At 69.5% G+C, this 26,552-nt stretch carries 32 protein-coding genes, 1 tRNA gene and 2 pseudogenes; 17 read left to right on the top strand and 18 right to left on the bottom strand.

The genetic code is table 11. The features are described 5' to 3' along the window. The 8 genes and pseudogenes from Tfont_RS12310 to Tfont_RS12275 all read right to left on the bottom strand — a co-directional run. Positions 1–219 (bottom strand): annotated as a pseudogene (locus Tfont_RS12310) (cell envelope integrity protein TolA); the annotation flags it as partial. 13 nt (positions 220–232) lie between these two features. Then, a complete protein-coding gene (locus tag Tfont_RS12305; protein WP_143969655.1) occupies positions 233–688 on the bottom strand; it encodes a biopolymer transporter ExbD in 456 nt (151 codons plus the stop codon). 37 nt (positions 689–725) lie between these two features. Next, complete coding sequence (gene tolQ, locus Tfont_RS12300; RefSeq protein ID WP_068610527.1) at positions 726–1,415, bottom strand: protein TolQ; 690 nt, start codon at positions 1,413–1,415, stop codon at positions 726–728. Further along, positions 1,412–1,876, bottom strand: coding sequence for a tol-pal system-associated acyl-CoA thioesterase (gene ybgC, locus Tfont_RS12295; RefSeq protein WP_143969657.1), 465 nt, complete (start codon positions 1,874–1,876; stop codon positions 1,412–1,414). The genes tolQ and ybgC overlap by 4 nt, the downstream gene beginning before the upstream one ends. A 4-nt stretch (positions 1,877–1,880) precedes the next feature. Then, on the bottom strand, positions 1,881–2,336 hold the full coding sequence (nusB, locus tag Tfont_RS12290) for a transcription antitermination factor NusB (protein WP_082955559.1): 456 nt from the start codon (positions 2,334–2,336) through the stop codon (positions 1,881–1,883). A 38-nt stretch (positions 2,337–2,374) separates the two neighbouring features. After that, complete coding sequence (gene ribH, locus Tfont_RS12285) at positions 2,375–2,845, bottom strand: 6,7-dimethyl-8-ribityllumazine synthase (RefSeq protein WP_068610526.1); 471 nt, start codon at positions 2,843–2,845, stop codon at positions 2,375–2,377. Further along, a complete protein-coding gene (gene ribBA / locus Tfont_RS12280; protein WP_143969654.1) occupies positions 2,842–3,996 on the bottom strand; it encodes a bifunctional 3,4-dihydroxy-2-butanone-4-phosphate synthase/GTP cyclohydrolase II in 1,155 nt (384 codons plus the stop codon). Before ribBA ends, ribH begins: the two co-directional genes overlap by 4 nt. A gap of 63 nt (positions 3,997–4,059) precedes the next feature. Then, positions 4,060–4,695: a riboflavin synthase gene (locus Tfont_RS12275; protein ID WP_143969653.1), complete on the bottom strand. Its 636-nt coding sequence runs from the start codon at positions 4,693–4,695 to the stop codon at positions 4,060–4,062. A 150-nt stretch (positions 4,696–4,845) separates the two neighbouring features. Here Tfont_RS12275 and Tfont_RS14980 point away from each other — a divergent pair, with 150 nt between their 5' ends. Beyond that, a complete protein-coding gene (locus tag Tfont_RS14980) occupies positions 4,846–5,877 on the top strand; it encodes a sensor histidine kinase (RefSeq protein ID WP_185974531.1) in 1,032 nt (343 codons plus the stop codon). Here the strand turns inward: Tfont_RS14980 and nrdR are convergent. From nrdR to Tfont_RS12250, 4 genes are all read right to left on the bottom strand, one after another. Then, the gene (gene nrdR / locus Tfont_RS12265) at positions 5,846–6,295 is read right to left on the bottom strand and encodes a transcriptional regulator NrdR (RefSeq protein WP_068610518.1); all 450 of its coding nucleotides are present in this window, start codon (positions 6,293–6,295) and stop codon (positions 5,846–5,848) included. The genes Tfont_RS14980 and nrdR overlap by 32 nt on opposite strands. Before the next feature lie 4 nt (positions 6,296–6,299). Beyond that, positions 6,300–7,544 (bottom strand): serine hydroxymethyltransferase, encoded by a 1,245-nt coding sequence (gene glyA / locus Tfont_RS12260; RefSeq protein ID WP_143969651.1) that lies wholly within the window; start codon positions 7,542–7,544, stop codon positions 6,300–6,302. Positions 7,545–7,739: 195 nt separating this feature from the next. Next, the gene (locus Tfont_RS12255; RefSeq protein WP_260682383.1) at positions 7,740–8,639 is read right to left on the bottom strand and encodes a lytic transglycosylase domain-containing protein; all 900 of its coding nucleotides are present in this window, start codon (positions 8,637–8,639) and stop codon (positions 7,740–7,742) included. Between the two features lie 729 nt (positions 8,640–9,368). Continuing rightward, a complete protein-coding gene (locus Tfont_RS12250; RefSeq protein ID WP_143969650.1) occupies positions 9,369–9,803 on the bottom strand; it encodes a DUF1841 family protein in 435 nt (144 codons plus the stop codon). Between the two features lie 57 nt (positions 9,804–9,860). Here Tfont_RS12250 and Tfont_RS12245 point away from each other — a divergent pair, with 57 nt between their 5' ends. Both Tfont_RS12245 and Tfont_RS12240 read left to right on the top strand, forming a co-directional pair. Beyond that, entirely contained in the window at positions 9,861–10,475 is a 615-nt protein-coding gene (locus Tfont_RS12245) for a ParA family protein (protein WP_143969649.1), read from the top strand. A gap of 60 nt (positions 10,476–10,535) precedes the next feature. Further along, positions 10,536–10,991, top strand: coding sequence for a MaoC family dehydratase (locus Tfont_RS12240; protein ID WP_068610508.1), 456 nt, complete (start codon positions 10,536–10,538; stop codon positions 10,989–10,991). Here the strand turns inward: Tfont_RS12240 and trmL are convergent. Continuing rightward, a complete protein-coding gene (gene trmL, locus Tfont_RS12235; RefSeq protein ID WP_143969648.1) occupies positions 10,982–11,479 on the bottom strand; it encodes a tRNA (uridine(34)/cytosine(34)/5-carboxymethylaminomethyluridine(34)-2'-O)-methyltransferase TrmL in 498 nt (165 codons plus the stop codon). The genes Tfont_RS12240 and trmL overlap by 10 nt on opposite strands. A gap of 10 nt (positions 11,480–11,489) precedes the next feature. Next, on the bottom strand, positions 11,490–12,233 hold the full coding sequence (locus tag Tfont_RS12230) for a ComF family protein (protein WP_143969647.1): 744 nt from the start codon (positions 12,231–12,233) through the stop codon (positions 11,490–11,492). Positions 12,234–12,305: 72 nt separating this feature from the next. On the opposite strand from Tfont_RS12230, the gene Tfont_RS12225 reads away from it, so the two are divergent. From Tfont_RS12225 to Tfont_RS12195, 8 genes are all read left to right on the top strand, one after another. Next, positions 12,306–13,280 (top strand): methyltransferase domain-containing protein, encoded by a 975-nt coding sequence (locus Tfont_RS12225; protein WP_068610504.1) that lies wholly within the window; start codon positions 12,306–12,308, stop codon positions 13,278–13,280. A gap of 225 nt (positions 13,281–13,505) precedes the next feature. Further along, entirely contained in the window at positions 13,506–13,895 is a 390-nt protein-coding gene (locus Tfont_RS12220) for a DUF2244 domain-containing protein (RefSeq protein ID WP_260682382.1), read from the top strand. 185 nt (positions 13,896–14,080) lie between these two features. Next, entirely contained in the window at positions 14,081–15,232 is a 1,152-nt protein-coding gene (gene coxB, locus Tfont_RS12215; protein WP_390612461.1) for a cytochrome c oxidase subunit II, read from the top strand. 28 nt (positions 15,233–15,260) lie between these two features. Next, positions 15,261–16,880 (top strand): cytochrome c oxidase subunit I, encoded by a 1,620-nt coding sequence (gene ctaD / locus Tfont_RS12210; protein ID WP_143969645.1) that lies wholly within the window; start codon positions 15,261–15,263, stop codon positions 16,878–16,880. Positions 16,881–16,901: 21 nt separating this feature from the next. After that, positions 16,902–17,012 (top strand): cytochrome oxidase small assembly protein, encoded by a 111-nt coding sequence (locus Tfont_RS14585; RefSeq protein ID WP_221934297.1) that lies wholly within the window; start codon positions 16,902–16,904, stop codon positions 17,010–17,012. Between the two features lie 23 nt (positions 17,013–17,035). Then, a complete protein-coding gene (locus Tfont_RS12205) occupies positions 17,036–17,629 on the top strand; it encodes a cytochrome c oxidase assembly protein (RefSeq protein WP_068610499.1) in 594 nt (197 codons plus the stop codon). Beyond that, positions 17,626–17,835, top strand: a complete 210-nt coding sequence (locus tag Tfont_RS12200; protein ID WP_143969644.1) for a DUF2970 domain-containing protein — start codon at positions 17,626–17,628, stop codon at positions 17,833–17,835. Before Tfont_RS12205 ends, Tfont_RS12200 begins: the two co-directional genes overlap by 4 nt. A gap of 55 nt (positions 17,836–17,890) precedes the next feature. Continuing rightward, the gene (locus tag Tfont_RS12195; RefSeq protein WP_143969643.1) at positions 17,891–18,772 is read left to right on the top strand and encodes a cytochrome c oxidase subunit 3; all 882 of its coding nucleotides are present in this window, start codon (positions 17,891–17,893) and stop codon (positions 18,770–18,772) included. Between the two features lie 69 nt (positions 18,773–18,841). Here the strand turns inward: Tfont_RS12195 and Tfont_RS12190 are convergent, their stop codons facing one another. Continuing rightward, on the bottom strand, positions 18,842–19,066 hold the full coding sequence (locus Tfont_RS12190) for a twin transmembrane helix small protein (RefSeq protein ID WP_143969642.1): 225 nt from the start codon (positions 19,064–19,066) through the stop codon (positions 18,842–18,844). Between the two features lie 15 nt (positions 19,067–19,081). Between Tfont_RS12190 and Tfont_RS12185 the strand changes: the two genes are divergently transcribed. The 5 genes from Tfont_RS12185 to Tfont_RS12165 are packed head-to-tail and all read left to right on the top strand — an operon-like array spanning position 19,082 to position 23,251. Next, entirely contained in the window at positions 19,082–19,828 is a 747-nt protein-coding gene (locus tag Tfont_RS12185) for an SURF1 family protein (RefSeq protein WP_143969641.1), read from the top strand. After that, positions 19,785–20,510: a hypothetical protein gene (locus Tfont_RS12180; protein ID WP_185974530.1), complete on the top strand. Its 726-nt coding sequence runs from the start codon at positions 19,785–19,787 to the stop codon at positions 20,508–20,510. The genes Tfont_RS12185 and Tfont_RS12180 overlap by 44 nt, the downstream gene beginning before the upstream one ends. A 7-nt stretch (positions 20,511–20,517) precedes the next feature. Then, positions 20,518–21,684, top strand: a complete 1,167-nt coding sequence (locus tag Tfont_RS12175; RefSeq protein ID WP_068610702.1) for a COX15/CtaA family protein — start codon at positions 20,518–20,520, stop codon at positions 21,682–21,684. Next, positions 21,681–22,595 carry a heme o synthase gene (gene cyoE / locus Tfont_RS12170; protein WP_068610488.1) on the top strand — a complete coding sequence of 305 codons (915 nt, stop codon included), beginning with the start codon at positions 21,681–21,683 and terminating at the stop codon, positions 22,593–22,595. The genes Tfont_RS12175 and cyoE overlap by 4 nt, the downstream gene beginning before the upstream one ends. Beyond that, positions 22,592–23,251 (top strand): SCO family protein, encoded by a 660-nt coding sequence (locus Tfont_RS12165; protein WP_143969640.1) that lies wholly within the window; start codon positions 22,592–22,594, stop codon positions 23,249–23,251. Before cyoE ends, Tfont_RS12165 begins: the two co-directional genes overlap by 4 nt. Positions 23,252–23,278: 27 nt before the next feature. On the opposite strand, the gene Tfont_RS12160 is transcribed toward Tfont_RS12165, so the two are convergent. Together Tfont_RS12160 and Tfont_RS12155 are read right to left on the bottom strand one after the other, a co-directional pair. Continuing rightward, the gene (locus Tfont_RS12160; RefSeq protein WP_068610486.1) at positions 23,279–24,256 is read right to left on the bottom strand and encodes a Bug family tripartite tricarboxylate transporter substrate binding protein; all 978 of its coding nucleotides are present in this window, start codon (positions 24,254–24,256) and stop codon (positions 23,279–23,281) included. A 24-nt stretch (positions 24,257–24,280) separates the two neighbouring features. Beyond that, positions 24,281–25,315 (bottom strand): CDP-6-deoxy-delta-3,4-glucoseen reductase, encoded by a 1,035-nt coding sequence (locus Tfont_RS12155; protein WP_068610484.1) that lies wholly within the window; start codon positions 25,313–25,315, stop codon positions 24,281–24,283. Positions 25,316–25,417: 102 nt separating this feature from the next. Here Tfont_RS12155 and Tfont_RS12150 point away from each other — a divergent pair. After that, a pseudogene (locus Tfont_RS12150) lies at positions 25,418–26,332 on the top strand (SDR family oxidoreductase); the annotation flags it as partial. A gap of 15 nt (positions 26,333–26,347) precedes the next feature. Here the strand turns inward: Tfont_RS12150 and Tfont_RS12145 are convergent. Beyond that, positions 26,348–26,434: transfer RNA gene (locus Tfont_RS12145), tRNA-Leu, on the bottom strand. Positions 26,435–26,552: the final 118 nt, after the last annotated feature.

The following is a 26,552-nucleotide window of genomic DNA, read 5'->3' as shown; positions in this document are numbered from 1 at the left end:
GGGCTCGGGGGGCGGCTCCTGCGCACGCGGGGCGGCCACCTGCGGCAGCGCCGACCACAGTTCGGCCGAGGCGACCGTGGTTGTCTCGCGCTGCCATGCCAAACCCCAGGCCAGCGCCAGCGCCAGCAGCCCGTGGGCCAGCAGCGCCAGCGCCCAGGGCGCCCAGCCGCCCGGGGTGGGCGGCGGGCTCAGGTCCAGATCGTCGGCCGTGGCCTGCATGGCGGGGATCGGATCAACGGGGCGCGGCGTCGGTCTGCACCGACAGCCCGATGCGGGCGACGCCTGCGCGCTGCAGGGCATCCATCACCTGCATCACCTGTTCGTAGGCGACGCGCTTGTCGCCGCTGATGATGACCGGCACGCTCACCGACCCGTCCGCCCCCGGCGCGCCCTGAATGGCCTGCACACGGGCGGGCAGGTCCTTGAGGGTGACCACGTCGGCCTCGCCGCTGCTGCGGGCGCTGTCGCGCAGCCGCAGGCGGCCGTCGCGCTCCACGATCACCTGCACGAAGCGGTCCGGCTGGCGTGCCGCCTGACCGACGCTGGGCAGCTCGACCTGGCTGGGCACGATCAGCGGGGCGGTCACCATGAAGATGATCAACAGCACCAGCATCACGTCGATGAAGGGCACCATGTTGATCTCGGTGATCGCGCGGCGGCCTTGTCCGCGGGGGGCGATGGCGGGCATGCGGGGCGGTCCTCCGGTCGGAAAAACGGTGCCCGCGTCAGTGGCCGGCCGGTGCCACGCCGGCGTGGCGGTGCAGGATGTTCGAGAACTCTTCGATGAAGGTCTCGAGCCGGTTGGCCAGGCGGTCGATGTCGTGCGCGAACCGGTTGTAGGCCAGCACGGCCGGAATGGCCGCGAACAGCCCGATCGCGGTGGCCACCAGCGCCTCGGCGATGGCGGGGGCCACGGTGGCCAGTGTCACCTGGGTCAGCGCCGCCAGCCCGGTGAAGGCGTGCATGATGCCCCAAACCGTGCCAAACAGGCCGACGTAGGGCGACACCGACCCCACCGAGCCCAGGAAGGACAGATTGACTTCGAGGGCGTCGAGCTCGCGCTGATAAGCGGCGCGCATGGCGCGGCGAGCGCCGTCGAGCAGCGCGTCGGGCTGGGTGATGCGCCGCTCGCGCAACTTTTGGAATTCGCGCATGCCGCTGGCGAAGATGCGCTCCATCGGGCTGCCCTCGCGCGCGTTGCGCGCCGCGGCGGCGTACAGATCCTGCAGATTGCCGCCGGACCAGAACTCGCGCTCGAAGTCGTCCGTCAGGCGCCGCACCCGCTTGAGGGCGAACACCTTGCGGAAAATCGCCGCCCAGCTCGTGACCGAGACGCCGATCAGCAGCAGCACCACCGCCTGGACCACCCAGGAGGCGTTGAGCATCAGCTCGATGACGGAAAAGTCGTGCGTCATGCGCAAAAGTCCTTGTCGGAGGCGGCCTGCCGGCTCGATGCCCAGGCCGGGGCCAGGGCCGCGGTCACCTCGGCGGGCAGGCGGCCCGGGCGCATCGCCTCGGCCTCCACCCAGCCAATGCGCACCGTCCCCTCGCACAGCAGCGTCGGGGCCGGGTCGGTGCGCCACGCCTGCTGTTGCAGTGTCAGCGAGGCCCGTCCGAGTTCCCGGATGCGGGTGCGGATTTCCAGCCGGTCATCCAGCCGCGCCGGGCGCAGATAGCGGGCCTCGGCGGCGCTGACGACGAACATGCCCCCCGTGCGCTCGCGCAGCGCCTGCTGCCCCAGGCCTAGCCCGCGCAGCCACTCGGTGCGCGCCCGTTCGAAAAACTTCAGATAGTTGGCGTAATAGACGATGCCGCCGGCGTCGGTGTCTTCCCAATAGACCCGGATGGGCCAGGCGTGTACCGGCGTGGCGTCCATCGCCTCAGCCGCGGCGGGCGGGGTCACGGGCCACCTCGTCGCCGCGGATTTGCGGCGCCAGCCGGTTGAGCACACCGTTGACGAACTTGTGCCCGTCGGTGCCGCCGAACGACTTGGCCAGCTCGATGCATTCGTTGATGACGACGCGCCACGGCACGTCCACGCAGTGCAGGAATTCGTAGGCGCCGATCCACAGCACCGCGTGCTCGATGGGCGACAGCTCCGCCAGCGGGCGGTCCAGCAGCGGGGCGAGGCGGGCGTCCAGCTCGGCCCCTTCGGCAATGCAGCCGTGCAGCAGCGCGTCGTAGTGGGCGCTGTCGGCTTTATGAAAGCCGCTGAGGTCGCGCGTGAACAGGTCGATGTCCTGCGCGTCGTTGCGGCCCACCAGGTGCTGATACAGCCCCTGCAGGGCAAACTCCCGCGCGCGGGTGCGGGCGGATTTTTCGGATGCTTTGGTCATGGGCCGTATTGTCCCAGACCGCGCGGGCGCCGTGCGGATCAGTCCGCGGGGTAGCGCCGCAGCAGGGCCGCCATCTCCACCGCCACGCGGGCGGCGTCGCGCGCCTTCTCGTCCTGGCGGGCCACGGCCTGCGACAGGTTCTCGGTCGTCAGGATGGCGTTGGCGATCGGGATGTGGTGGTCCAGCGCCACGCGCGTGATGCCGGCGGCCGACTCGTTGCACACCAGCTCGAAGTGGTAGGTCTCGCCGCGGATCACGCAGCCCAGCGCCACCAGCGCGTCGAAGCGATCGCTCTCGGCCATGGCCTGCAGGGCCAGGGGCACTTCCAGGGCGCCGGGCACCTGCTCCAGCGCCACGTCGGCCTCGGCCACGCCCAATGCCCGCAGCTCGTCGCGGCAGGCGGCGGCCAGCGCGTCCGTGATGCCCTGATTGAAGCGCGCTTGCACGATGCCAATGCGCAGGCCGCGGCCGTCCAGCGCCGGGCCGTCGCCTTTGTGGGCTCCCATCATGTCGGGTTTCCTTCCGTGGTTGGGGGGTGCAGAAAGCCCACCACCTCCAGCCCATAGCCCGTCATGCTGGGCATGCGGCGGGGGTGGCCGAGCAGCTGCATGCGGTGGATGCCGCAGTCGCGCAGGATCTGGGCGCCCACGCCATAGGTGCGCAGGTCCATGCGGCCACGCTCCGGCGCCTGGGCCGAGCGGGCCGTGCCCTCGAACTGGGCCAGCAACTGGTCTGCTGATTCGCCGCAGTTGAGCAGCACCGCCACCCCGTGGCCGGCCTGCTGCAGATGGCGCAGGCTGGCCTCCAGGCTCCAAGAGTGCATGCGGCGGCCGGTCTCCAGCGCGTCCAGCACCGACAGCGGCTCGTGCACGCGCACGGGCACCACCTCGTCGGCGCCCCACTGGCCCTTGATCAGCGCCAGATGCACCCCACCGCTGGTCTGGTCGCGGTAGGCGTGGGCGGTGAATTCGCCGAAGGCGGTGGCCAGCGGCCGGCTGCTGACGCGCCGCACCAGGCTTTCGGTGCGGCTGCGGTGTTCGATCAGATCGGCGATGGTGCCGATCTTCAGGCCATGCTGCGCGGCAAAGCGCTGCAAATCCGGCAGCCGGGCCATGGTGCCGTCGTCGTTCATGATCTCGCAGATCACGGCGGCCGGCGTGCAGCCCGCCATGGCCGCGAGGTCGCAGCCCGCCTCGGTGTGGCCGGCGCGCATCAGCACGCCGCCGTCCACCGCCTGCAGCGGGAACACATGGCCCGGCTGCACCAGATCGTCCGGGCGGGCGCCGGCCGCGACGGCGACGCGGATGGTGTGGGCCCGGTCGGCGGCCGAGATGCCCGTGGTCACGCCCTCGGCCGCCTCGATCGACACGGTGAAGGCCGTGCCCATCTTGGTGCCGTTGCGCGGCACCATCGGCGGCAGGCGCAGTTGCTCGCAGCGCTCGCGCGTCAAGGTCAGGCAGATCAAGCCGCGGCCGTACTTGGCCATGAAGTTGATCGCCTCGGGGGTCACATGGTCGGCGGCCAGGACGAGGTCGCCCTCGTTTTCGCGGTCCTCCTCATCGACCAGGATGACCAGCCGGCCGGCGCGCAGCTCGGCCACGATCTCTTCCACGGAGGCGATGGGGGCCACCGCGTCGGTGGCGCTGGGGTCGGTGCTCATGGTGGGGTAGGCGGGGAGGCGGCGCGGCGGGACGCGGAGTGGGCAGGCGACGCGCGGGCGCCGTCAGGCGGCCGGTGGCACGGCGGCGAGCGACAGCATCCGCTCGACATAGCGCGCAATCATATCCACCTCCAGATTGACCCGCGCGCCGACCATCAACGTGCCCAGCGCCGTGTGCTGCATCGTGTGCGGGATCAGGTTGATGCTGACCTCGCAGCCATCCGCCCGGTCCGCGACGTGGTTGACCGTCAGGCTGACCCCGTTGACGGTGATCGACCCCTTGTAAGCCAGATATTTGGCCAGGGCGGGCGGGGCCAGCACGCACAGGTTCCAGGACTCGCCCACGGCGGCCAGCCGGGTCACCGTGCCCACGCCATCGACGTGCCCGCTGACGATGTGTCCGCCCAGCCGGTCGGCCGGGCGCATGGCTTTTTCCAGATTGACCGGGCCGGGGCGGTCCAGCCCCGTGGTGCGGGCGAGCGATTCGGCCGACACGTCCACGGTGAAGACGCCCTGCGCCGGGTCCAGCGACGTGACGGTCATGCAGGCGCCGTTGATGGCGATGCTGTCGCCCAGCGCCACATCGGCCAGATAGTCGCCCCCGGCCGCCACGTGCAGCCGCAGGCCATGGTCGGCGCCGGAGCCGAGGGGCTGGTGCCGCTCGATGCGCCCGACGCGGGTGATGATGCCGGTGAACATATCCGGGATTGTCGCAGTTTCGCCCCGGGGTGGTCGGCGCGGGTGGCGGGCGCTACCATTGGATCGACTGGGCCGGAATGGCGTGCCGCCGCCATGGCCCGGCCCGCTGACCCTTTCCCGTTGCCGACCCCGGAATCCATCCCCCATCGTATGGCCGCCGCGCGGTTTGTCATCCCCGACTTCCGCAACCTCGGGGTTCAATGGCGCCTGCTGCTGCTGGCCGAGGGGTTGCGCGCCCTGTGGTGGGTGCTGGAGGCCTCGCCCGCCGACGCCACCCTCCAGGGCTGGCTGACCGCCGGCGCACTGTTCGAGCCGACGCTGCTGTCGGTGGCCGCCGCGCTGGCGCTGCTGTCGCCGTGGTTGCGGCGCTGCCCTCCTTGGCGGGCACTGCTGATCACCGCGCTCGTTGCCGTCCTGGTGGCGCTGGCCTGGCGCGCCCTGCTGCAGGGTTGGGGGCTGGCGGTGCCCACGCCGCCCACCGTCGTCGTGGCCACGCTGGCCGTGTGGGGCGGCATTGCGGGTTACTTCGACTGGCGCCACCACCGCCTGTCCCCCGCCTTGTCCGAGGCGCGGCTGCAGGCGCTGCAGAGCCGCATGCGGCCGCACTTCCTGTTCAACAGCCTGAATGGCGTGTTGGCGCTGATCCGCCGCGACCCGGCGCGTGCCGAGGCCATGCTGGAGGATTTGGCGGAACTCTACCGCGCCCTGCTGGCCGAGCCGCGCACGCTCGTGCCCTGGCGCGAGGAGCTGGCGCTGGCGCAGGCCTATCTGGCGGTGGAACAGGTGCGCCTGGGCGAGCGGCTGCGCGTGGCGTGGCATGTGGATACGGCGCCGGCGGATGCGCTGCTGCCGCCGCTCACCCTGCAGCCGCTGGTGGAAAACGCCGTTCGCCACGGGGTGGAGCCGCGCCCGGAGGGGGCGTGTGTCACGGTGGAGGCATTTCGCGACGACGACCACCTGGTGCTGTTCGTGCGCAATCCGCTGCCGCCCGTGGATGCCGTGACCCACGGGCACGGCCTGGCACTGGCCAACCTGCGCGAGCGGCTCGAGCTGCACTACGACACGCAGGCGCGTTTGCGCGTGTACGAGTCGGAGGGCGAGTTCGTCGCCCAGGTGCGGCTGCCGATCCGCGCCAGCGCCGACGCGGCGGTCAGCCCCGCACCTCGTCGATCAGCGACCTGAAGGCGTCCACGTCCTCAAAGCTGCGATAAACGCTGGCAAAGCGCACGTAGGCCACCTGGTCGAGCTCGCGCAGCTCCTGCATCACCCATTCGCCCAGGCGCTGCGACGGCACCTCGCGCGCGCCCTCGGCCAGCAGCCGCTCCTCGATGCGGGCGATGGCGGCGTCGAGCCGCTCGGTACTGACCGGCCGCTTGCGCAGCGCCAGCGCCAGGCTGGCGCGCAGCTTGGCCGCGTCGTAATCGACCCGGCGGCCGTCCTTCTTGACCACCTGCGGAAACGTCACCTCGGCGCGCTCGTAGGTGGTGAAGCGCCGGTCGCACACGCCGCAGCGGCGGCGCCGGCGCACGAACACCCCGTCGTCGGACTCGCGCGTCTCCACCACCTGGGTGTCGGCGTGTCCGCAGAAGGGGCACTTCATCGCGTCACCCGTAGACGGGGAAGCGCCGCGTCAGCTCCGCCACCTGCGCGCGCACGCGCTCGACGGTGGCCGGGTTGCGCGGATCGTCCAGCACGTCGGCGATCAGGTGCGCGGTCTGGCGCGCCTCGGCCTCGGTGAAGCCGCGCGTGGTCATCGCCGGCGTGCCCAGGCGGATGCCGCTCGTGACCATCGGCTTTTCCGGGTCGTTCGGGATGGCGTTCTTGTTGACCGTGATGTGCGCCTGGCCGAGCACCGCCTCGGCTTCCTTGCCGGTGATGCCCTTGGCGCGCAGATCCACCAGCATCACGTGGCTTTCGGTGCGGCCGCTGACGATGCGCAAGCCGCGCTGCTGCAGCGTCTCGGCCATCGCCTGGGCGTTCTTGATCACCTGCTGCTGGTACGCCTTGAACCCGGGGCTGAGCGCTTCCTGGAACGCCACCGCCTTCGCGGCGATCACGTGCATCAGCGGGCCGCCCTGCAGGCCGGGGAAGACGGCGCTGTTGATGGCCTTCTCGTGCTCGGCCTTCATCAGGATGATGCCGCCGCGCGGGCCGCGCAGGCTCTTGTGCGTGGTGGAGGTGACCACGTCGGCGTGGGGCACCGGGTTGGGGTACACGCCGGCGGCGATCAGGCCGGCGTAGTGCGCCATGTCGACCATGAAGATGGCGCCGATCTCGCGCGCCACACGGGCAAAGCGCTCGAAGTCGATGCGCAGGCTGTAGGCGCTGGCCCCGGCGATGATCAGCCGGGGCCGGTGCTCGCGCGCCTTGGCCTCCATCGCGTCGTAGTCGATCTCCTCGCGGTCGTTCAGGCCGTAGGAGACGACGTTGAACCACTTGCCCGACATGTTCAGCGCCATGCCGTGCGTCAGGTGCCCGCCCTCCGCCAGGCTCATGCCCATGATGGTGTCGCCGGGCTTGAGGAAGGCGAGGAACACCGCCTCGTTGGCGCTGGCGCCGCAGTGCGGCTGCACGTTGGCGGCCTCGGCGCCGAACAGCCGCTTGACGCGGTCGATGGCCAGCTGCTCGGCCACGTCCACGTGCTCGCAGCCGCCGTAGTAGCGCTTGCCCGGGTAGCCCTCGGCGTACTTGTTGGTCAGCTGCGTGCCCTGCGCGGCCATCACCGCGGGCGAGGCGTAGTTTTCGCTGGCGATCAGCTCGATGTGGGCCTCCTGGCGGGCGTTCTCGGCCTGGATGGCGGCCCACAGCTCGGGGTCGGTCTGTTCGATGAGGATCTGGCGGCTGAACATGGCAGTCCTGACGTGGTCGGTGGACCCGCGGCGGTGGTCGCGCCTCACGGGCTGCCCAGGCGAACGGCGAGGCGGCATACCGCAGGCTGCGGTGTGCTGCGCGCTCCCCCGTGGTGGTCCACGTCGGCCATTGCATCGTGCCGGGGCCACAGCCGGCCCCGCGGCCTATCGCCAGTCGCGCGCGCCGCGATTTTATCAGGACGCCCGGGCGGCCACCGGCGTGTCCGTGGCGCGCGGCGCGGCGTCCGCCTCGATCTGCGGGGCGCTGGCGGGCTCGCCCGGCAGCACCGGCGTCGCCGGGCCGAGCGAGCCCGGCAGCGGCATGGTGGCCTGAAAACCCACCTGCTGCCCGCTCGAGACGCGCTTGAGCCGCTCGTACTCGGACAGCACCTTGACGATGTAGTCGCGTCCGTCGTGGGTGACGGCGCCGACGTACAGGCGCAGACCGCCCGGCACCGAGCCGGCGCGCCGCACGGCGTCGTGCAGGATCTCGGCGCCCACGCGCAGGTTGCTCAAAGGGTCGAAAGCCGCCAGCGTGCCGCCAAAGCCTTCGAACTTGTCGGCATGCACACGGGTGTGTACCTGCATCAGGCCATGCGCGCCCACGGGGCTGGCTGCAAACGGGTTGAAGCGGGATTCGATGGCCATCACGGCCAGAATCAGCGCGGGATCCAGCCGCAACTGCGGGCCGAGCTGGTAGGCCTCGGCGACCAGCGCCCCGATCGGTTCGCTGGCGACGCGGTATTTGCGCGCCAACCAGTGCGCCACGCGCACCTGCTCGGGCGGCAGATCCTTCAGGTTGGCGGCCAGCACGCGCTCGGGCGCGGCCAGCTCGTCGTCCTCGACCGTGGCGGCCTGGCGGCCCAGCAGCCAGTCGGTCGCCCCGCGCTCCAGCTCGGCGCGCAATGGCGGCTGGGTGGCCAGCAGCACGACGGCGGCCAGGGTCGCGACGCCAAACAGCGCCATGCCGTGGCGAGCGGCCGCCCAGACGCGCGCCACGATCTGCACCAGCCCTTGAGCGGGCACGACGCGCGGGGCCCCGCTCGGGGAGCAGGCCGGCGCGCGATCCTGGGTGTCGATGCACGTGGTGGTCATGCACACACTCCTTTCTGTGATTAAACAAGCCGTCCGGCGGCCCCGCTCTCGGGGCGGGTTGCGTCGGGCGGTCGATCGGGCGTGCCGCGGTGGGCAACGGGGACCGACCCGGAGTCGCCCCTCGGGGCGCGCTCCACGGCACGGCTGCGACGGATGCAGCGGCGTGCCGGCTCTGGCGGCTTGCGAAAAAGGCCGGTGGCATCCAGGGGCCGTCGGCGGGGCCGACTGGCGGGATGCCGCATCGCCGCGCGCAGCGTGGCGGGTGGCACCGACCTTCCTCGGGGTTGCGATGAACGAAACGGCCGCGATGGTAGGGGGCTCGTAATGACGAGTCAATACTTTAGATTGGCGTTTTTATGTCTATTAGTCATAAACATGGCGTCCTCGGGCGCTTCCCCTCGGGCGAGGCGGATCATATTTTTTGCCCAATGAGGGGGCGGCCGCCATCGAAAAAATTCAGCCCAGGGGCCGGTGCCGTGGCGTACAGTGGAACCGTCGTGATCAGAAACACGGTGGCTTCGATGCCCTTCTGGTCCGACAGGCCCGCCTTGGCGGCGAACGCCTTGGCCCGGCAACCCCCAATGGAAGCAATCCGTTGCTTCCGGCAGTGTGTGACAAGACCCTCCACGCTGCCTCGGCTGGCACGGTGAACCCCGTGCCAAGGCCTCGACGGGTGCAGCCCGTCGGGGCCTTTTTGCTGGGTGGTTGGGCTTGGGTGGGGCCGTGGGGTCAATCGGCGGTCGCCCGGCGCCGCACCTCGGCCAGGTAGGCCTGCCCATCCGGCGGGCGTCCGTGGACCTGGCTCTCCCATAGCATCCGCCCCAGGCAGTCCATGACCTCGTGGTGCGCGTCGTGCAGCGAGCTGCGCCGGGCGGCGAGCAGCTCCACGGCCTGGCGGATGCCGGGTGGCTGGTCGATCGAGCACTGCTCGCTGATGCTCAGGTGCATCGACAGATGCAGGAAAGGGTTGTCCCGCGCGGGGTCGACCGTGGCCATGGCGCGCAGCGCAGCGTCCAGGTCGGCCAGCTCGGCATGGTATTCGGGGTGGCGCAGCATCCACTCGTAGGCCAGGGTTTCCAGCGGCTCGAGCGGCAGGCCGCGGCGGCCTTTGTCGAATGCGCCGCAAAAAAAGCGGCGCACATCGGCTTGCGAAGGGGTAAACATGCCCGCATTGTCGCCGCCGCTGGGCTACCATGACCACACCCCGGCCGGAGTTTGCCCATGCCCGTGCTTGCCATCGCCAACCCCAAAGGCGGCGTCGGAAAAACGACGCTCGCCACGCAGATCGCCGGCCACTGGGCGCGGTGCGGACACGCCGTCATGCTGGGCGATGTGGACCGGCAGCAGAGCTGTGCCCGATGGCTGGCGCTGCGGCCCGCCGCCGCGCGCCCGATCGCGGGGTGGGACGCCAGCCGCGACGACGTGCTCAAGCCGCCGCGCGGCACGACGCATGTGGTGCTGGACACGCCGGCTGGCCTGCACGGCCAGCGCCTGCGCGAGGTGCTGCGGCGCGCCGACCGCCTGCTCGTGCCCGTGCAGCCGGGGGTGTTCGACATGTTCGCCACGCACGACTTTTTGCAGCTGGTGCGTGAGCGCGGGCGCGAGGGGCTGCGCGTGGCGGTCGTGGGGATGCGCGTCGATGACCGCACCCTGGCGGCGCGGCAGTTGCAGGACTTTTTTGCCGCGCTGGGCCTGCCGGTGGCCGGCTTCGTGCGCGAGGCGCAGGTGTACCGGCACCTGGCGGCGCACGGCCTGACGCTGTTCGACGTGCGGCCGCGGCAGGTGGAGCGCGAACTGGCCCCCTGGCAGTCCGTTCTGGCATGGGTCGATGGCTGAGTCCCAACCTGTCCGCTGGCGGACACGCCCATCCCGCCCGTGGCGCTACAGTCACACCCCATGAAGACGTTCGAATCCTTCGACGCGCTCGAGGCCGCCGTCGGCACCGAGGTCGCCATCACCGACTGGCTGCAGATCACCCAGGAGCGGGTCGATCGCTTTGCCGATGCCACCGACGATCACCAGTGGATCCACGTCGATGCCGAGCGGGCCGCGCGCGGCCCCTTCGGTGCGCCGATCGCACACGGCTTTCTGACCCTGTCGCTGCTGTCCAAGTGGTTGGGTGAGTCGGTGCACGTCGCCGGCGTGCGCATGTCGGTCAACTACGGCACCAACCGCGTTCGCTTCACCGCGCCGGTGCCCGTCGGCAGCCGGGTCCGCGCGCGGCTGCAATTGCAGTCGCTGGAGCGCATCGCGCCCAACGGCGTGCACCTGTGCTGGCACGCGACGGTCGAGATCGAAGGCCAGTCCAAACCCGCCTGCGTGGCGGAAATGCTGGTGCGCCACTACGCCTGACGGGTTTCGCCGGCCGGCATCGCGGCGCCCGCAAAGCCGTGCTGGCGCCAGGCCTCGAAGGCCACGATGGCGACGGCGTTGGACAGGTTGAGGCTGCGCTGCCCGGGCCGCATGGGCAAGCGCAGGCGGCGGGGCGCGTCGAAGTCTTGCAACACGTCGGCAGGCAAACCGCGCGACTCGGCGCCAAAGACGAACCAATCCCCGGGCTGGTAAGCGGTGGCGAATGCCGACGCCGTGCCGTGCGTCGTGAAGGCGAAGCAGCGCTGGGGGTCGGGGCGCTCGGCCGCCAGAAAAGCCGGCCACGAGGCATGGCGGCGCACCGTCGCGTACTCGTGGTAGTCCAGCCCGGCGCGGCGCAGCAGCTTGTCGTCCATGGAAAACCCGAGCGGCTCCACCAGATGCAGCGCGCAGCCCGTGTTGGCGCACAGCCGGATCACATTGCCCGTGTTGGGCGGGATTTCGGGGGTGACCAGGACGATGCGGAACATGGGGCGCGGATTATTCCATGGGGGGTGGCGTGCGGGCCACGACCAGCGCATCGACCGCGGTGGCGCCCGCATCCAGCAGGGCGTGGGTGGCTGCATGCAAAGTCGCACCCGTGGTCATCACGTCGTCGACCACCAGCACGCGCCGTCCGCGCACCCGGGCGCGCATAGCGGGCGGCACGTGAAACAACCCCTGTGCCTGCGCCAGCCGTTCGCGGCGGCCCAGGTGATGCAGCACGGGCGCGTCCGGCGCCCGTCGCAAGCCCTGCGGCAGCGCCGGCGGGGTGCAGAGGTGGCGGGCCAGCGCTTGCATCAGTAACCACGCCTGGTTGTAGCCGCGCTCCGCCAGCCGTGCGGGCGCCAGGGGGATGGGCAGCCACACATCGGCATGGGCCAGCAGTGTCGGTACGGTGGGGTCGTCCAGCCACAAGCGCGCCAGCGCGCCCGACAGGCCGGGGCGACCGGTGGATTTGAGAGCCCGGATCCATGCATCCCAGGGATGGTCGAAATCGACCCGCGCCACCACCGATCGCCACGGCGGCGGATCGTGCTGGCAGGCTTCGCAGCGCGCCCCCGGGTCCGCGTGCGGCAGGGCGCAGCCGGGGCAGCGCGCAAGCACTGGGGCCAGATCGTGCCGGCAGTCGGGGCACAGCGGCCCGTCGGGCCAGCGTCCGCAGACCTCGCAGACCGCAGGGCAGAGGGCATCGAGCGCGCGCCACAGGCCGCTCGCCCACCTTGTCGTCGGCTTCGATCGCATGTCCTCCCCTTCCACGCGGGCATCGGCGCCCACGGCCCGCCCGCCCTGCCTCGCCACTATACTGCGCGGCCCATGGCCCCATCCCCGCGCCCCAACGACGACGGCGTGCCGGACCTCGATCCGGTCGCGGCGGCGCGCTGGCGCGCCCGTGTGCCGCGTGGCAGCCCGTGGCTGCACGAGACGATCGGGGCGCGCATGGCCGAGCGCTTGGACTGGATCAAGGCCCGCCCCGATGCCTGGATGAGCTGGTCCCCCCTGCTGGCGGGCGAGCAGGCGCATCGGGCGGTGGCACAGCGCTATCCGCAGGCGCGGGTCTGGCTGGCGGGGGAGCTGGCCCAGGCGACGCTGGCGCGCTGGCGCACCCCGACGCCGCCCTGGTGGCGGCGCTGGATGGCGCGCCCGCCGGCCACCGGCGAGGCGGCCTCCCCGGTGGCCGGTGCGGTGGACGCTGCGGACGCGGTGCCGGAGCCCGTCGGGCTGGTGTGGGCCAACATGGCGCTGCATGCCGCCGCGCAGCCCCGGGCGCTGTTGCGCCGGTGGCACGAGTGGCTGGCCGTCGACGGGTTTGTGATGTTTTCGTGTCTGGGGCCGGACACGGCCCGCGAGCTGCGCGCCGTGCATGCGGCCCACGGCTGGCCCCCCCCCGCGCCGGCCTATGTGGACATGCACGACTGGGGCGATCAACTGGTCGAGCTGGGCTTTGCCGAGCCGGTCATGGACATGGAGCGGCTGACGCTGACCTATCCCAGCGCCGAGCGTTTGCTGGCCGACCTGCGCGAGACCGGGCGCAACTGGCATGTGGGGCGCTTTGCCGCCCTGCGCGGACGCGGCTGGCGCGAGCGTTGGCTGTGCGCCGTCGAGCAGGGGCTGCCACGCAGCCCCGACGGCCAGCTGTGCCTGACGGTCGAAGTGGTGTACGGCCACGCCTTTCGCCCGCGGCCGCGCGTGGCCGTGGCGGGCGTGACCACGGTGCCGCTGGAGCGCCTGCGCGAGTCGTTGCGCGGCGGGGCGGTCCCGGGCCGACCCCACGCGACCGACGGCATCTGAAACCGCACTACAATTGATCTAAATCAAAAGCGTCGGCGGGCCGGGGTCCGCCGATCGTTCGTGTGGTGGAGTGGCCGGGCCACGGCCGCGGAGTCGAGGATGGCACCGATGGAGGCATCTGCTGGCGGCGTCGCGTTCCAGCTGGCCCAGCGGGGACCGGACGGCTGGCGGTGGCTGCTCAAGCGCAACTGCGCCTTGACGCCGCGGTAGTGTCTGTGGGCGTCCTTGCTGGCGTGCGCGGTGGCGCTGTCGGTGGCGGCGGCGTTCTGGGCGATGGGGGCGCGGCTGGTGCTGCCGTTCGCGGTGCTGGGGTCGACCGCCGTCGCGCTGGCCTTTCTTTGGTACGCGCGCCACGCGACCGATCGAGAGATCCTGGTGCTCGACGGACAGCGCCTGGTGGTGGAGTGGGAGCAGGCTGGTGCGGTGAGGCGGCGCGAGCTGGCCCGGCACTGGCTGCGGGTGGAGGACGCCGGTCACGGCGCCGGGTTGGTGGAGTTGCGCGCCGGGACGGCGCGGGTGCAGGTGGGGCGCTATGCCCGGCCGGAGCAGCGGCGCCAGTTGGCGCGCGAGCTGCGCTGGGCGCTGGCGACCGCGCCGGCTGCCTCGTCCGTCTGAGCGCAGCGGCCATGACGCCCGCCCTCGGGATTGCCCGCACCGCCAAGTCTGCAGAAGTTTGGTGTAATTGGTGTTGACATAAATCAACGCTTATATTCGAGGCAAACGACGTGAGCATGATGAAGCATTCAGGTCAAACGCGGCGCAGGCACGGGGTCGGCGCCTGGAGGGGTGCCAAGGACGCCGTGGGCGCTGCCCTGCTGGGCCTTGGCGTGTGGGTCTCGAATGCGGCCCATGCCGCGGTCAACGACCTGCCGGGCGGCCCGGCGGTCAACCAGCTCAACTTCCACCCCCCTGCGACCCGCATCGCCGAAGAGCAGCACTGGCTGCACTGGTTCATGCTCGCCATCTGCTCGACCATCTTCGTGGTCGTCTTCGGCGTCATGTTCTATTCCATCGTCAAGCACCGCAAGTCGGTCGGGCACAAGTCGCAAGAGCTGCCCGAGCCGATCTGGGTCGAGCTGGGCTGGACCATCGTTCCGCTGCTGATCGTCATCGGCATGGCCCTGCCCGCCACCAAGGTGCTGGTCGCGCAGAAGGACACCACCAACAGCGACCTGACCATCAAGGCCGTCGGCATGCAGTGGAAGTGGGGGTACGAATACCTCAAGGGCGAAGGGGAGGGGATTCAATTCCTGTCCACTCTGGACCCCAAGCACCGCGTGATGTCGGACAGCGGCAAGCCGGAAGCGGTGGACGACTACCTGCTCAAGGTGGACAACCCGCTGGTGGTGCCGGTCGGCAAGAAGATCCGCATCATCACCACCGCCAACGACGTCATCCACGCCTGGATGGTGCCGGCTTTCGGCGTCAAACAGGACGCCATCCCCGGCTTCGTGCGCGACACCTGGTTCCGCGCCGAAAAGACCGGTGACTTCTACGGCCAGTGCGCCGAGCTGTGCGGCAAGGAACACGCCTACATGCCGATCCACGTCAAAGTGGTGACCCAGGAGGAGTACACCAAGTGGGTCGACGAGCGCAAGAAGGCGATGGCCGCCCTGGCCGACGACCCGAACAAGGAATGGACTCTGGCCGAGCTGGTCAAGCGCGGCGAGTCGGTCTACGCTGCCAACTGCGCGGCCTGCCACCAGGCCAGCGGCAAGGGTGCAGGCCCGATCAAGCCGCTGGACGGCTCCGCCATCGTCACGGCGACCGACCACGGCAAGATGATCCAGGTCATGCTCAACGGCGTCAATGGGGCGGCGGCCCAGATGCCGGCCTGGAAGCAGCTCTCCGACGTCGAGCTGGCCGCCGTCATGACCTATGCGAAGAACAGCTGGTCCAACAACACGGGCCAGGTCGTGCAGCCCAAGGAAGTGCAGGCGGCGCGTCAGTGACAAGGATTGAAGCCACGAGGAAATCGCCATGAGTGCAGTACTGGACCATCACGGCGCGCACGCGCACGATCATGAGCACCATGCGCCGGCCGGTTGGCGCCGCTGGGTGTTCGCCACCAACCACAAGGACATCGGCACGCTGTACCTGCTGTTCAGCTTCACGATGCTGATGATCGGCGGGGTGCTGGCGCTGGGCATCCGTGCCGAGCTGTTCCAGCCCGGCCTGCAACTGGTCAACCCCGAGCTGTTCAACCAGCTCACGACCATGCACGGCATCATCATGGTGTTTGGCGCCATCATGCCGGCGTTCGTGGGCTTCGCCAACTGGATGCTGCCGCTGCAGATTGGCGCCTCCGACATGGCCTTTGCCCGCATGAACAACTTCAGCTTCTGGCTGATGGTGCCGGCAGCGATCATCATCGTGCTGTCGTTCTTCATGCCCGGCGGGGCGCCGGCGGCCGGCTGGACGCTTTACGCGCCGCTGACGCTGCAAATGGGCCCGTCCATGGACGCCGCGATCTTCGCGATGCACATCCTGGGCGCCAGCTCCATCATGGGCTCGATCAACATCATCGTGACCATCCTGAACATGCGCGCGCCCGGCATGACGCTGATGAAGATGCCGATGTTCGCGTGGACCTGGCTGATCACCGCCTACCTGCTGATCGCGGTGATGCCGGTGCTGGCCGGTGCGATTACCATGACGCTGACCGACCGCCACTTCGGTACCAGCTTCTTCAACCCCGCCGGCGGCGGCGACCCGATCATGTACCAGCACATCTTCTGGTTCTTCGGGCACCCCGAGGTCTACATCATGATCCTGCCGGCCTTCGGCATCATCAGCCAGGTCGTGCCGGCGTTCGCCCGCAAGAAGCTGTTCGGCTACACCTCGATGGTGTACGCCACCGGGTCGATCGCGATCCTGTCGTTCATCGTCTGGGCGCACCACATGTTTACCACCGGCATGCCGGTGACCGGTCAGCTGTTCTTCATGTACGCGACCATGCTGATCGCCGTGCCCACGGGCGTGAAGATCTTCAACTGGGTCGCGACCATGTGGAAGGGTTCGTTGACCTTCGAGACCCCGATGCTGTGGGCCGTGGGCTTCATCTTCGTGTTCACCATGGGCGGCTTCACCGGGCTGATGCTGTCGATGGCGCCGATCGACATCAACTTTCAGGACACCTACTATGTGGTGGCGCACTTCCACTATGTGCTGGTGGCCGGCTCGCTGTTCGCCATGTTCGCGGGTGCCTACTACTGGCTGCCCAAGTGGACCGGGGTCATGTATTCCGAGACGCGCGGCAAGATCCACTTCTGGTGGTCGATGATCTCGTTCAACGTCACCTTCTTCCCGATGCACTTCCTGGGCCTGGCCGGCATGCCGCGCCGCTATGCCGACTACCCGATGCAGTTTGCCGACTTCAACGCGATCGCGTCGGTGGGGGCGTTTGCCTTCGGGCTGGCGCAGGTGTACTTCTTCCTGGCCGTGATCCTGCCGGCCATGCGTGGCCAGGGCGAAAAGGCCCCGCAAAAGCCCTGGGAAGGCGCCGAAGGCCTGGAGTGGGAAGTGCCGTCGCCGGCGCCGCACCACACCTTCGAAACCCCGCCCAAGCTGGACGCCACCGCGACCCGCATCGTGGGTTGATGCCGACCGGGAGAATGCACCATGACCCCTGAGCAGCGTCGCCAGAATTTGCGCCTGGGTTGGATCTTGGCGTCGGTGGCCCTGGCGTTTGCCCTGGGGTTCGTGGTCAAGCACATCCTGTTGGGGGCCTGATCGGCCATTGGATACCGCACACCATGTCGTCACGCCGTCTCGACAACCTACGCATGACCGGCAAGCTGGTCGTCATCGCCGTGGGCATGTTTGCCTTCGGCTATGCGCTGGTGCCCATCTACCTCGCCATTTGCGAGGTCACCGGGATCAACATCCTGGCCCTTGGTGAGCGCCAGGTGCCGGGCAAGTCGCGGGTCGATCCCGTCAACACCCAGGTCGACACCTCGCGCACGATCACGGTGGAGTTCGACACCAACGTGCGGGGCCCGTGGCACTTCAAGCCCGCGGTGCGTTCCGTGCAGGTGCATCCCGGCGAATTGACGACCGTGATGTACGAGTTTCAGAACGTGCAGGGCCGCACCATGGCGGCGCAGGCCATCCCCAGCTACGCGCCGCGCCAGGCGGCCAACCACTTCAACAAATTGGAGTGTTTCTGCTTCAACCAGTACACGCTGGCGCCGGGCGAGCGCAAGGAATGGCCGGTGGCGTTCGTCATCGATCCCAAGCTGCCCAAGGACGTCAAGACCATCACGCTGTCCTACACCTTTTTCGAGGTCGGCGCGCCCACGCCGCCAGCGCCCACGGCAGCGTTGGCCCGGCCGGGAGAGGCATCATGACCCCGTCGCCGCGCCAGCGGCACGTGGCGGTGCTCGACACCGTCAAGGCCGTCCTGTGGAGTTTCATCGGTTTGCGCCGCCGCGCCGACTTCGAGCGCGACGTCCAGAAACTCAACCCGGTGGTCGTGTTGGGGACCGGCGTGGTGATGGCCTTCGTGTTCGTCGGTGTCCTGATGCTGATCGTGCACTGGGTGGTGTCGCCCTGACGGGGCGCCGCCGACTTCGCCCCATACGCTAGACAAGATTCAACGAGGAGTGAGCATGTCCGCAACCACACACGGCAGCACGCCGTACTACTACGTGCCCGGTTTGTCGCGGCACCCGTTCATGGCGGCCTTCGGGCTGTTTTTCGTCATCCTGGGCGCCGGCCAATGGATCAATGGCAGCGACTGGGGTATGTATTCGCTGGCCTTCGGGCTGGTGTGGTGGCTGGTGGTGCTGTACCAGTGGTTCCGCGATGTCGTGACCGAGAGCGAAGGCGGCCTTTACGGGCGCAAGATCGACATCTCCTACCGCTGGAGCATGAGCTGGTTCATCTTCTCGGAGGTGATGTTCTTCGGCGCGTTCTTCACCGCACTGTGGTGGGCCCGCAGCCACTCCGTCCCCGCCCTGGGCAGCCTGGAGAACAGCCTGATCTGGCCGAACTTCCAGGCCATCTGGCCGTCGGTGCAGGCCGGTGCCACGGCGTCGCCCGCGGGCATCGTCGAGCCCTTCCAGACCGTCGGGCCGTTCTGGCTGCCGACCATCAACACCGCGTTGCTGCTGACGTCGGGCTTGACGCTGACCATCGCCCACCACGCGATCCAGGACGGCAACCGCACCAAGACCATCGCCTTCATGTGGCTGACGGTGCTGCTGGGCTTCGTGTTCCTGCTGGTCCAGGGCTACGAGTACTTCCACGCCTACACCGATCTGAACCTCAAGCTCAGCTCCGGCATCTTCGGCTCGACCTTCTTCATGCTGACCGGCTTCCACGGCTTCCACGTGTTCGTCGGTATGCTGATGCTGCTGGTGATCACCCTGCGCCTGCAAAAAGGGCACTTCACCAAGGACCGCCACTTCGGGTTCGAGGGGGCGGCGTGGTACTGGCACTTCGTGGACGTGGTCTGGCTGTTCCTGTACGTGCTGGTTTACTGGCTGTGACCGACCCCGTCGGGTCCCGGAAAGCGCCTGCGGGCGCTTTCTTCGTTTGGGCGGTGGGGCGGGCGGGGGTCAGTGCGCCGGCAGCCCGGTCGGCTGGATCCAGCCCATCCAATGGCTGAGAATGATGAGCAGAAACAGCAGGATGGACAGCCCGATGCGCGCGGTCAGCGCCCGGGCCATGCGGCGCGAGCGGTGCGCGTCGCCGCTGCTGGAGTCGCCCTTCATCATCGCGACCAGCGCCGCTGCCAGACTGCCCACGATGCCCACGAAGGCGACCACGACGAGGTATCTCATGCGGGACATTATCGGATGAAGGCGCAGCGCGCGCGGCGGTTTTGGCTGGTGACCCTGGCGGCAGCGGTGGGGGTGTGCGTGACGGCGTCCCTGGGTGTCTGGCAGTTGGGCCGGGCGGCCAACAAGCGCGCTTGGCTGGCCGAGCGGGAGGCGCAGGCCGCGTTGCCCGCTGCCGACTGGGACGCGCTGCGCGATGCGCAGGCGCGCGGCCAGTTGACCGCGTGGGCGGGGCGCGCGGTGCGGCTGCAGGGCCGCTGGCTTTCGCCGGCCACGGTGTGGCTGGACAACCGGCCCATGGAGGGCCGGGCCGGTTTCGTGGTCGTGACCCCGTTGCTGCCGGACGGCGGCGGGCCGGCGGTGCTGGTCCAACGGGGGTGGCTGCCGCGACGCCTCGATGACCGTCAGGCCATTCCGGCGCTTGCGACGCCCGAGGGGCCGGTGACCGTGGAGGGCCGCCTGGCCCCGCCGCCGTCGCTGCTATTCCAACTGGGGCCGGACGCGCCGGGGCCGATCCGGCAAAATATCCAGCTGGATGCGTTCGCCGCCGAATGGCGCCTGACGCTGCTGCCCATGTCCGTGCAGCAGACGGCGCCGCCCGAAACCGCGGTGGACGGAACGCCGCTGCAGCGCGCCTGGGCGACGGTGGCGGTCGAGCCGGCCAAGCACGTCGGGTATGCGGTCCAGTGGTTCGGGCTCGCCGCCCTCATCTCCGCCCTTTATGTCTGGTTCCAATTCCTCTCTCCCAGGCGACGTGCCCGCTGACGCCCCGACTTTGGCCCGGGTGGACGGACCGCTGACGATGACCGTGCACAGCCTGCCCACGCCGGGCCAGGGACTGGCGCGGGATGCGGCCGCCACGCGCCGTGGGCGCTGGAAGATGCTGCTGCTGTTTCTGATCAGCGCCTCGCCCGTCATCGCCTCGTACTTCACCTATTACGTGATCCGGCCCGAAGGGCGGCGCAACTACGGTGAGCTGATCGAGCCGCAGCGCCCGTTGCCGGCCTTCAGCGGGTGGGATGCGCAAGGCCGGCAGGTGCCCCTGACGTCCCTGGCCCACCAGTGGCTGTTCATCAGCGTGGCGGACAGCGCCTGCGATGCGCAGTGCGAGCGGCACCTGTATCTGCAGCACCAGTTGCGCGAGGGGTTGGGCAAGGACAAGGACCGCATGGATTGGGTGTGGCTGCGCACGGGCGCGCGGGAGTTCCCGCAGCGGCTGCAGCCAGCGCTGCAGACGGCGACCGTCCTTTGGGTGGACGAGGCGCAACTGGCCACCTGGCTGCAGCCGGCGCCCGGGGGCCGGCTGGCGGATCATCTGTATGTGGTGGACCCCATCGGCAACTGGATGATGCGCTTTCCGAAAGACGCCGATCCCGCGAAGATGCGGCGCGACCTCGAGCGGCTGATGCGGGCGTCGAGTTCGTGGGACCGGCCCGGGCGTCCGTGAGGTGACCATGCAACCGTTGTATGACTGGACGCCGGTGTTCCGGCTGATGATCGTGGGGCTGCTGGTGGCGGCCGGGCCGCTGGTGTGGGTGTGGTTGCGCAGCCGCGGGGCCAGCCCGGTGCAGCGGCTGCGGGTGCTGGCGGGGTTGACGCTGTTTTTGACGTTCGATCTGGTGCTGTTCGGTGCCTTCACGCGCCTGACCGATTCCGGCCTGGGCTGCCCGGACTGGCCGGGTTGCTACGGCGCGGCCAGTCCCATCGGCGCCCACGCCGACATCGCCGCGGCGCAGGCGGCGATGCCCACCGGGCCGGTCACGTTTTCCAAGGCGTGGATCGAGATGATCCACCGCTATCTGGCCACGGCGGTGGGCGCGCTGATCCTGGTGATGGCGGTGGTCAGCACCATCGAGCGCCGCCGCAACCCCGCCACGCCGGTGCTGTGGCCGTGGCTGTCGCTGGTGTGGGTGTGCCTGCAGGGCGCTTTTGGCGCATTGACGGTGACCATGAAGCTGTTCCCCGCCATCGTCACCCTGCACTTGCTGGGGGGGCTGGCGCTGCTGGCGCTGTTGCGCCTGCAAGCGGTGCGCTATGGCCAGGCGGACGCGCTGACCTGGCAGGCGGCCCGGCTGAGCCCGGGGCTGCGCGCGGCGCTGTGGGCCTTGTTCGTCGCCGTCTGGCTGCAGGTCGCGCTGGGTGGCTGGGTCAGCACCAACTATGCCGTGCTGGCGTGTCGCGACTTCCCCACCTGCCAAGGCAGCTGGTGGCCGCCGATGGACTTTGCGCGTGGCTTCGAGCTGTGGCGCGAACTGGGTGCGCAGGGCAGCGGCGAGGCGTTGCCCTTTGCGGCCCTGACCGCGATCCACTATGTGCACCGGCTGTTTGCCTATGTCGTGCTGGCCGCCCTGGTGGGCGTCGGTTGGGCGCTGCGTCGCGCCGGTATGGCCGCCCACGGCCGCTGGCTGCTGGCGCTGGCCGGCTGGCAGTTGCTCACCGGGCTGAGCAACGTGGTGCTGGAGTGGCCGCTGGTGGCGGCGGTGGCCCACACCGGGGGAGCGGCGGTGCTGGTTGCGCTGTTGGCGGGTTGGCTGGCCGCGACCGCGTCGGTCCCGGTGGGTGGGGCTGCGGCGGCCACGCGGTCCGTGGCGGCACCGGCTTGGCGGGAGCGCCGCGCATGAGCACGACCTCGTCTGCCGTGGCCTCGCCCCTGCCGCCGACGTGGCGTCAGTACTACGTGCTGATGAAGCCGCGCGTCATCCAGCTCATCGTCTTTTGCGCGCTGATCGGCATGGTGCTCGCGGTGCCCGGGTGGCCCAGCGCCGCCCAGTGGTTGACCATGGCCGTCGCGTGCCTGGGCATCTGGATGGTGTCCGGCGCGGCGGCCGCCTTCAATTGCCTGATCGAGCAGCAGATCGACGCCCGCATGCGCCGCACCGCGTGGCGCCCGACCGCCCGGGGCGAGCTCAGCCAGCGTCAGGCACTGGTGTTTTCGGCGCTGCTGTGCACGGCGGGCTCGGCCCTGCTGTATGTGGCGGTCAATCCGCTCACCATGTGGCTGACGCTGGCCACCTTCGTCGGGTATGCGGTGATTTACACGGTGATCCTCAAGCCGCTGACGCCCCAGAACATCGTCATCGGCGGGGCATCCGGCGCCATGCCCCCGGTGCTGGGCTGGACCGCCATGACGGACGCCATCACCGCGGAACCGCTGGTGCTGTTTCTGATCATCTTCTTGTGGACCCCGCCGCACTTCTGGGCCCTGGCGCTGTACCGGGTGGAGGATTACCGCAAATCGGGCTTGCCCATGCTGCCGGTGACGCACGGCTCGGACTTCACGCGGTTGCAGATCCTGCTCTACACGCTGATTCTGCTGGCGGCCTGTCTGCTGCCCTATTTGCTGCGCATGAACGGCTGGCTGTATCTGCTGGCGGCGCTGGGGCTGAATGCGGGCTTCGTGGCCTATGCCTGGCGCCTGTGGCGGTCGTACTCCGACGCCCTGGCGCGCAAGACCTTCCGTTTTTCGCTGATCCATCTGTCGGCGCTGTTTGCGGCCATGCTGGTGGACCACTATCTGATCATGACGCCATGACCCGTCGTCGCCCCAAATCCGTGCCGTCCCCGTCGCCCACCGCCCGCCGCGGGGCGCTCGCCCGCCTGTTGGGCGGGGCCGGTGCGGCGGTGTTGACCCTGGGCGCGGGCTGGCTCGGCGGGTGTGGCGATCGGCCCGCTGCCTTCAGCGGTATCGACATCACCGGAGCCGATTACGCGCAAGGCTTCGACCTGCCGGACCAGAACGGACAGCGCCGCACGCTGGCGGATTTTCGCGGCAAGGTGGTGGTGGTGTTCTTTGGCTACACGCAGTGCCCCGATGTGTGCCCCACGTCGCTGGGCGAGCTGGCCGAAGCCAAGCGGCTGCTCGGCGCCGATGGCGAGCGCCTGCAGGGCATTTTCATCAGCGTGGACCCGGAGCGGGACACGCCCGAGGTCATGCGGGCCTACATGGCCAGCTTCGATCCGAGCTTTCTGGCGCTGCGGGCCACGCCCGAGGAGCTGCCGGCGCTCGCCAAGGCTTTCAAGGTGTATTACAAAAAGGTCGAAGGCCAGACCCCGACCAGCTACACCATGGACCACTCCGCGGGCAGCTATGTGTACGACACCCAGGGGCGCGTGCGCCTGTACCACCGCTATGGCAGCGGGGCACAGGCCTTGGCAAACGACGTGCGCCGGCTGCTCGCGCAAGGTTGAACGCCCAGGGCGTCGCGAGCCGACCGTTCAGTCGACTTTGGCGCCGCTGAGCTTGACGACGCGTTCGTATTTGGCACGCTCGCGCCGCATCCACTCTTCGAACTGCTCGGGCGTGCTGGGGGCGGGTTCGGCCATCAAGGCGGCAAACCGGGTTTTCACTTCCGGGCTTTGCAGGGCTTCGGTGAACACGCGGTTGAGTCGGTTGACCGTCTCGCGCGGGGTGCCCGCTGGCGCGATGAGTCCCCACCAGGTGTCCACTTCAAAACCCGGGAGCGTCTCGGCCACGGTGGGCAGTTCGGGCATGACGCTGGCGCGTTGGGCGGTGGTCACGGCCAGCGCCTTGACCTTGCCGGCGCGGATGTTGGCGGCGGCCGTCGCCAAGTTGTCGAAATTGAAATCGACATGCCCGGCCAGCAGCGCCAGTTGCGCCGGGTTGCCGCCGTTGTAGGGGATGTGCACCGCGAAAATGCCGGCCTGGTTCTTGAACAGTTCGCCAGCCAGGTGCCCCGCGCTGCCGTTGCCCCCCGAGCCGTAGTTGAGCTTGCCGGGGTTGGCCTTGGCGTAGCGGATCAAGTCCGCGACCGTCTGGATCCGCAGGCGTTGCGCCGCCTCGGCGTTCATGACCAGCACATTGGGCACGCGCACCATGGCGGTGATGGCCACGAAATCCCGAGCCGGATCGAACGGCAGTTTGCTGAACAGCCAAGGGTTGATGGCGTGCGATGCGGTGGTGGCGATGCCGAGCGTGTGGCCGTCGGGCTGGGCGCGGGCCACCGCTTCCACACCGATGTTGCCGCCGCCGCCCGGGCGGTTTTCGATGATGACGGTGCCGAGCTTGTCCTTGACCTGTTCGGCCAGAATACGTGCCGTGGTGTCGATGGGGCCGCCCGCGGCGAAGGGAACCACGATGCGCGTGACGCGCTGGCCGGTCTGGGCCCAGGCCGGCGCCAGCAGGGCGGAGGTGGTCAGGGCGCAGGCGGTGCGGAGGAAGGGGCGGCGTTGCATGGGCAGTCTCCTGGTTGTCGGGTATCAACTCTGCATTTTGTCGGCTTCCGAGGTGAAGGCGTCGGCGTAGAACGCTTCGGCGGGCAAACCCGCGGCTGCGTAATCGCGCCGGGCGGATTCCACCACCACCGGGGCGCCACAGGCATAGACCTCGAAGCCGGAGAGGTCCGGATGGTCGGCCAGGACGGCCTGGTGGACGAAGCCAGTGCGGCCCGTCCAGTGGTCCTCGGGCAGGGCGTCGGACACCACGGGGACGTAGGTCAGGTGGGGCAGGCTCGCGGCCGTCTCGCGGATCCAGGCGTCCTGGTACAAGTCCTGGGGGCGTCGGCCCCCCCAGTACAGCCAGAGGGGGCGGGTGATGCCCTTGTGCTGCAGATGTTGCACGATCGCCTTGATGGGGGCGAAGCCGGTGCCGGAGGCCAGCAGGATGATCGGCTTGTCCGAGCCTTCGCGCAGATAGAAGCTGCCGTACGGCCCTTCGATGCGCAGGATCTCCTTTTCCTTCATGGCGCCGAAGACATGGTCGGTGAATTTGCCGCCCGGCATGTGGCGAATGTGCAGCTCCAGCATGGGCACGTCGGTTTTGACGTGCGGCGCGATGGCCATGGAGTAGGCGCGGCGCGCGCCATCACGCAGCAAGAACTCGACATACTGCCCGGCGTGGTATTGGAAGGTGTCGTTGGCCGGCAGTTGCAGGCGCACGATCATGACGTCGGGCGCGGCGCGTTCGAGCTGCAGCACGCGCACGGGCAGCTTTTTGACGGGGAAGGCCCCGGCCTCGGTGACCTGACGCGATTCGATCACGACGTCGCTGTGCGCGGTGGCGCAGCAGGTGAGGATCAGCCCGGCGGCCTCTTCGTCGGCGCTCAGGGCTTTGGACTGGTGCGGGCCGTGCGTGACGGAGCCGGAGAGCTTGCGGCATTTGCACGATCCGCAGGCGCCGTCCTTGCAGCCGTAGGGCAGGCCGATGCCTTGCCGGATGGCGGCGGCGAGCAGGGTTTCGTTCTCGGTGGCCGTGTAGGTGCGGCCGCTGGGTTCGACGGTGATGGTGAATGTCATACTTGCGGGGCGGGCCAAAGGCCGCATCAAAGGTAGGGCTGGATTGTCGCAAATGCCGCGCCGCGGCGTGCCCGATCAGTGTGCCGCGCAGGATGTGAACCGATGTTGAATGGAACGGGTGGGGCGCTGCCGGCGCGGTTTCGGCGGCAGCGGGTGCTGATCGTGGGCTGTGGTGACGTGGGGCTGCGCGCTGCGCGCCTGCTCGGTCAGCGGGTGCGGCTGCTGGCCTTGACATCCAGCCCCGAGCGCGTGGAAGCGCTGCGGGCGGCCGGCATCACCCCGCTGGTGGGCGATTTGGATCAGCCGCGCTCGCTGCAGCGGCTGGCGGGCCTGGCCGACCGTGTCCTGCACCTGGCCCCGCCGCCCAGCGAGGGGCTGAGCGACTGGCGGCGCGACCCGCGCTCGCGCGCCCTGGCGGCGGCGCTGGCTCGCCGGCGCGCCCCGGCGGCGCTGGTGTATGGCTCGACCAGCGGGGTGTACGGGGACTGCGGCGGTGCATGGGTGGACGAGACCCGCCCCCCCGCCCCCGAGACGCCGCGCGCCTGGCGCCGGCTGGATGCCGAGCAGCAGTGGCGATGGTGGGCGCGGCGCACCGGGGCGCGGGTGAGCGTGTTGCGCATCCCGGGTATCTACGCCCACGACCGCCCGGGCGGGCCGGCCGATCGCCTGCGCCGGGGCATGCCCGTGCTGCGCCCCGAGGACGACGTCTACACCAACCACATTCATGCGGACGATCTGGCGCGGGCCTGTGTGCGCGCGCTGTGGCTGGGGCGTCCGCAGCGCACGGTCCATGTGTGCGACGACAGCCAACTGAAGATGGGCGATTATTTCGATCTGGCGGCCGATCTGTTGGGGCTGCCGCGCCCGCCGCGCATCGCCCGCGACGGGGCCGAGCGGCAACTGCCGCTGATGGTGCTGTCGTTCATGAGCGAGTCCCGCCGCCTGGCGAACCGCCGCCTGCATCAGGAGTTGCGCCTGCGCTTGCGCTATCCAACGGTCCGGGAAGGGTTGCTGGCCGGGGATCGCGCGTTGTGGTGCCGGGGGCCGGACTCGAACCGGCACGGTGTCTCCACCGGCAGATTTTGAATCTGCTGCGTCTACCAATTTCGCCACTCCGGCGCGCGAGACGAAAATTATGGCACAGTCATTGACCTGTTTCGCCCCCATTGGGCTTTGCGCACGCCCCGACCGTCTATGACCCTGCCGTCCGAATCCCCCCGCTCCCCCGCCCGTGCCG

The sequence above is a fragment of the Tepidimonas fonticaldi genome, from assembly GCF_007556755.1.
In the GTDB taxonomy this organism is placed as follows: Bacteria; Pseudomonadota; Gammaproteobacteria; order Burkholderiales; family Burkholderiaceae_C; genus Tepidimonas; species Tepidimonas fonticaldi.
The sequence above is the reverse complement of the archived record's forward strand: the minus strand, read 5'-3'. Positions and strand labels throughout refer to the sequence as shown.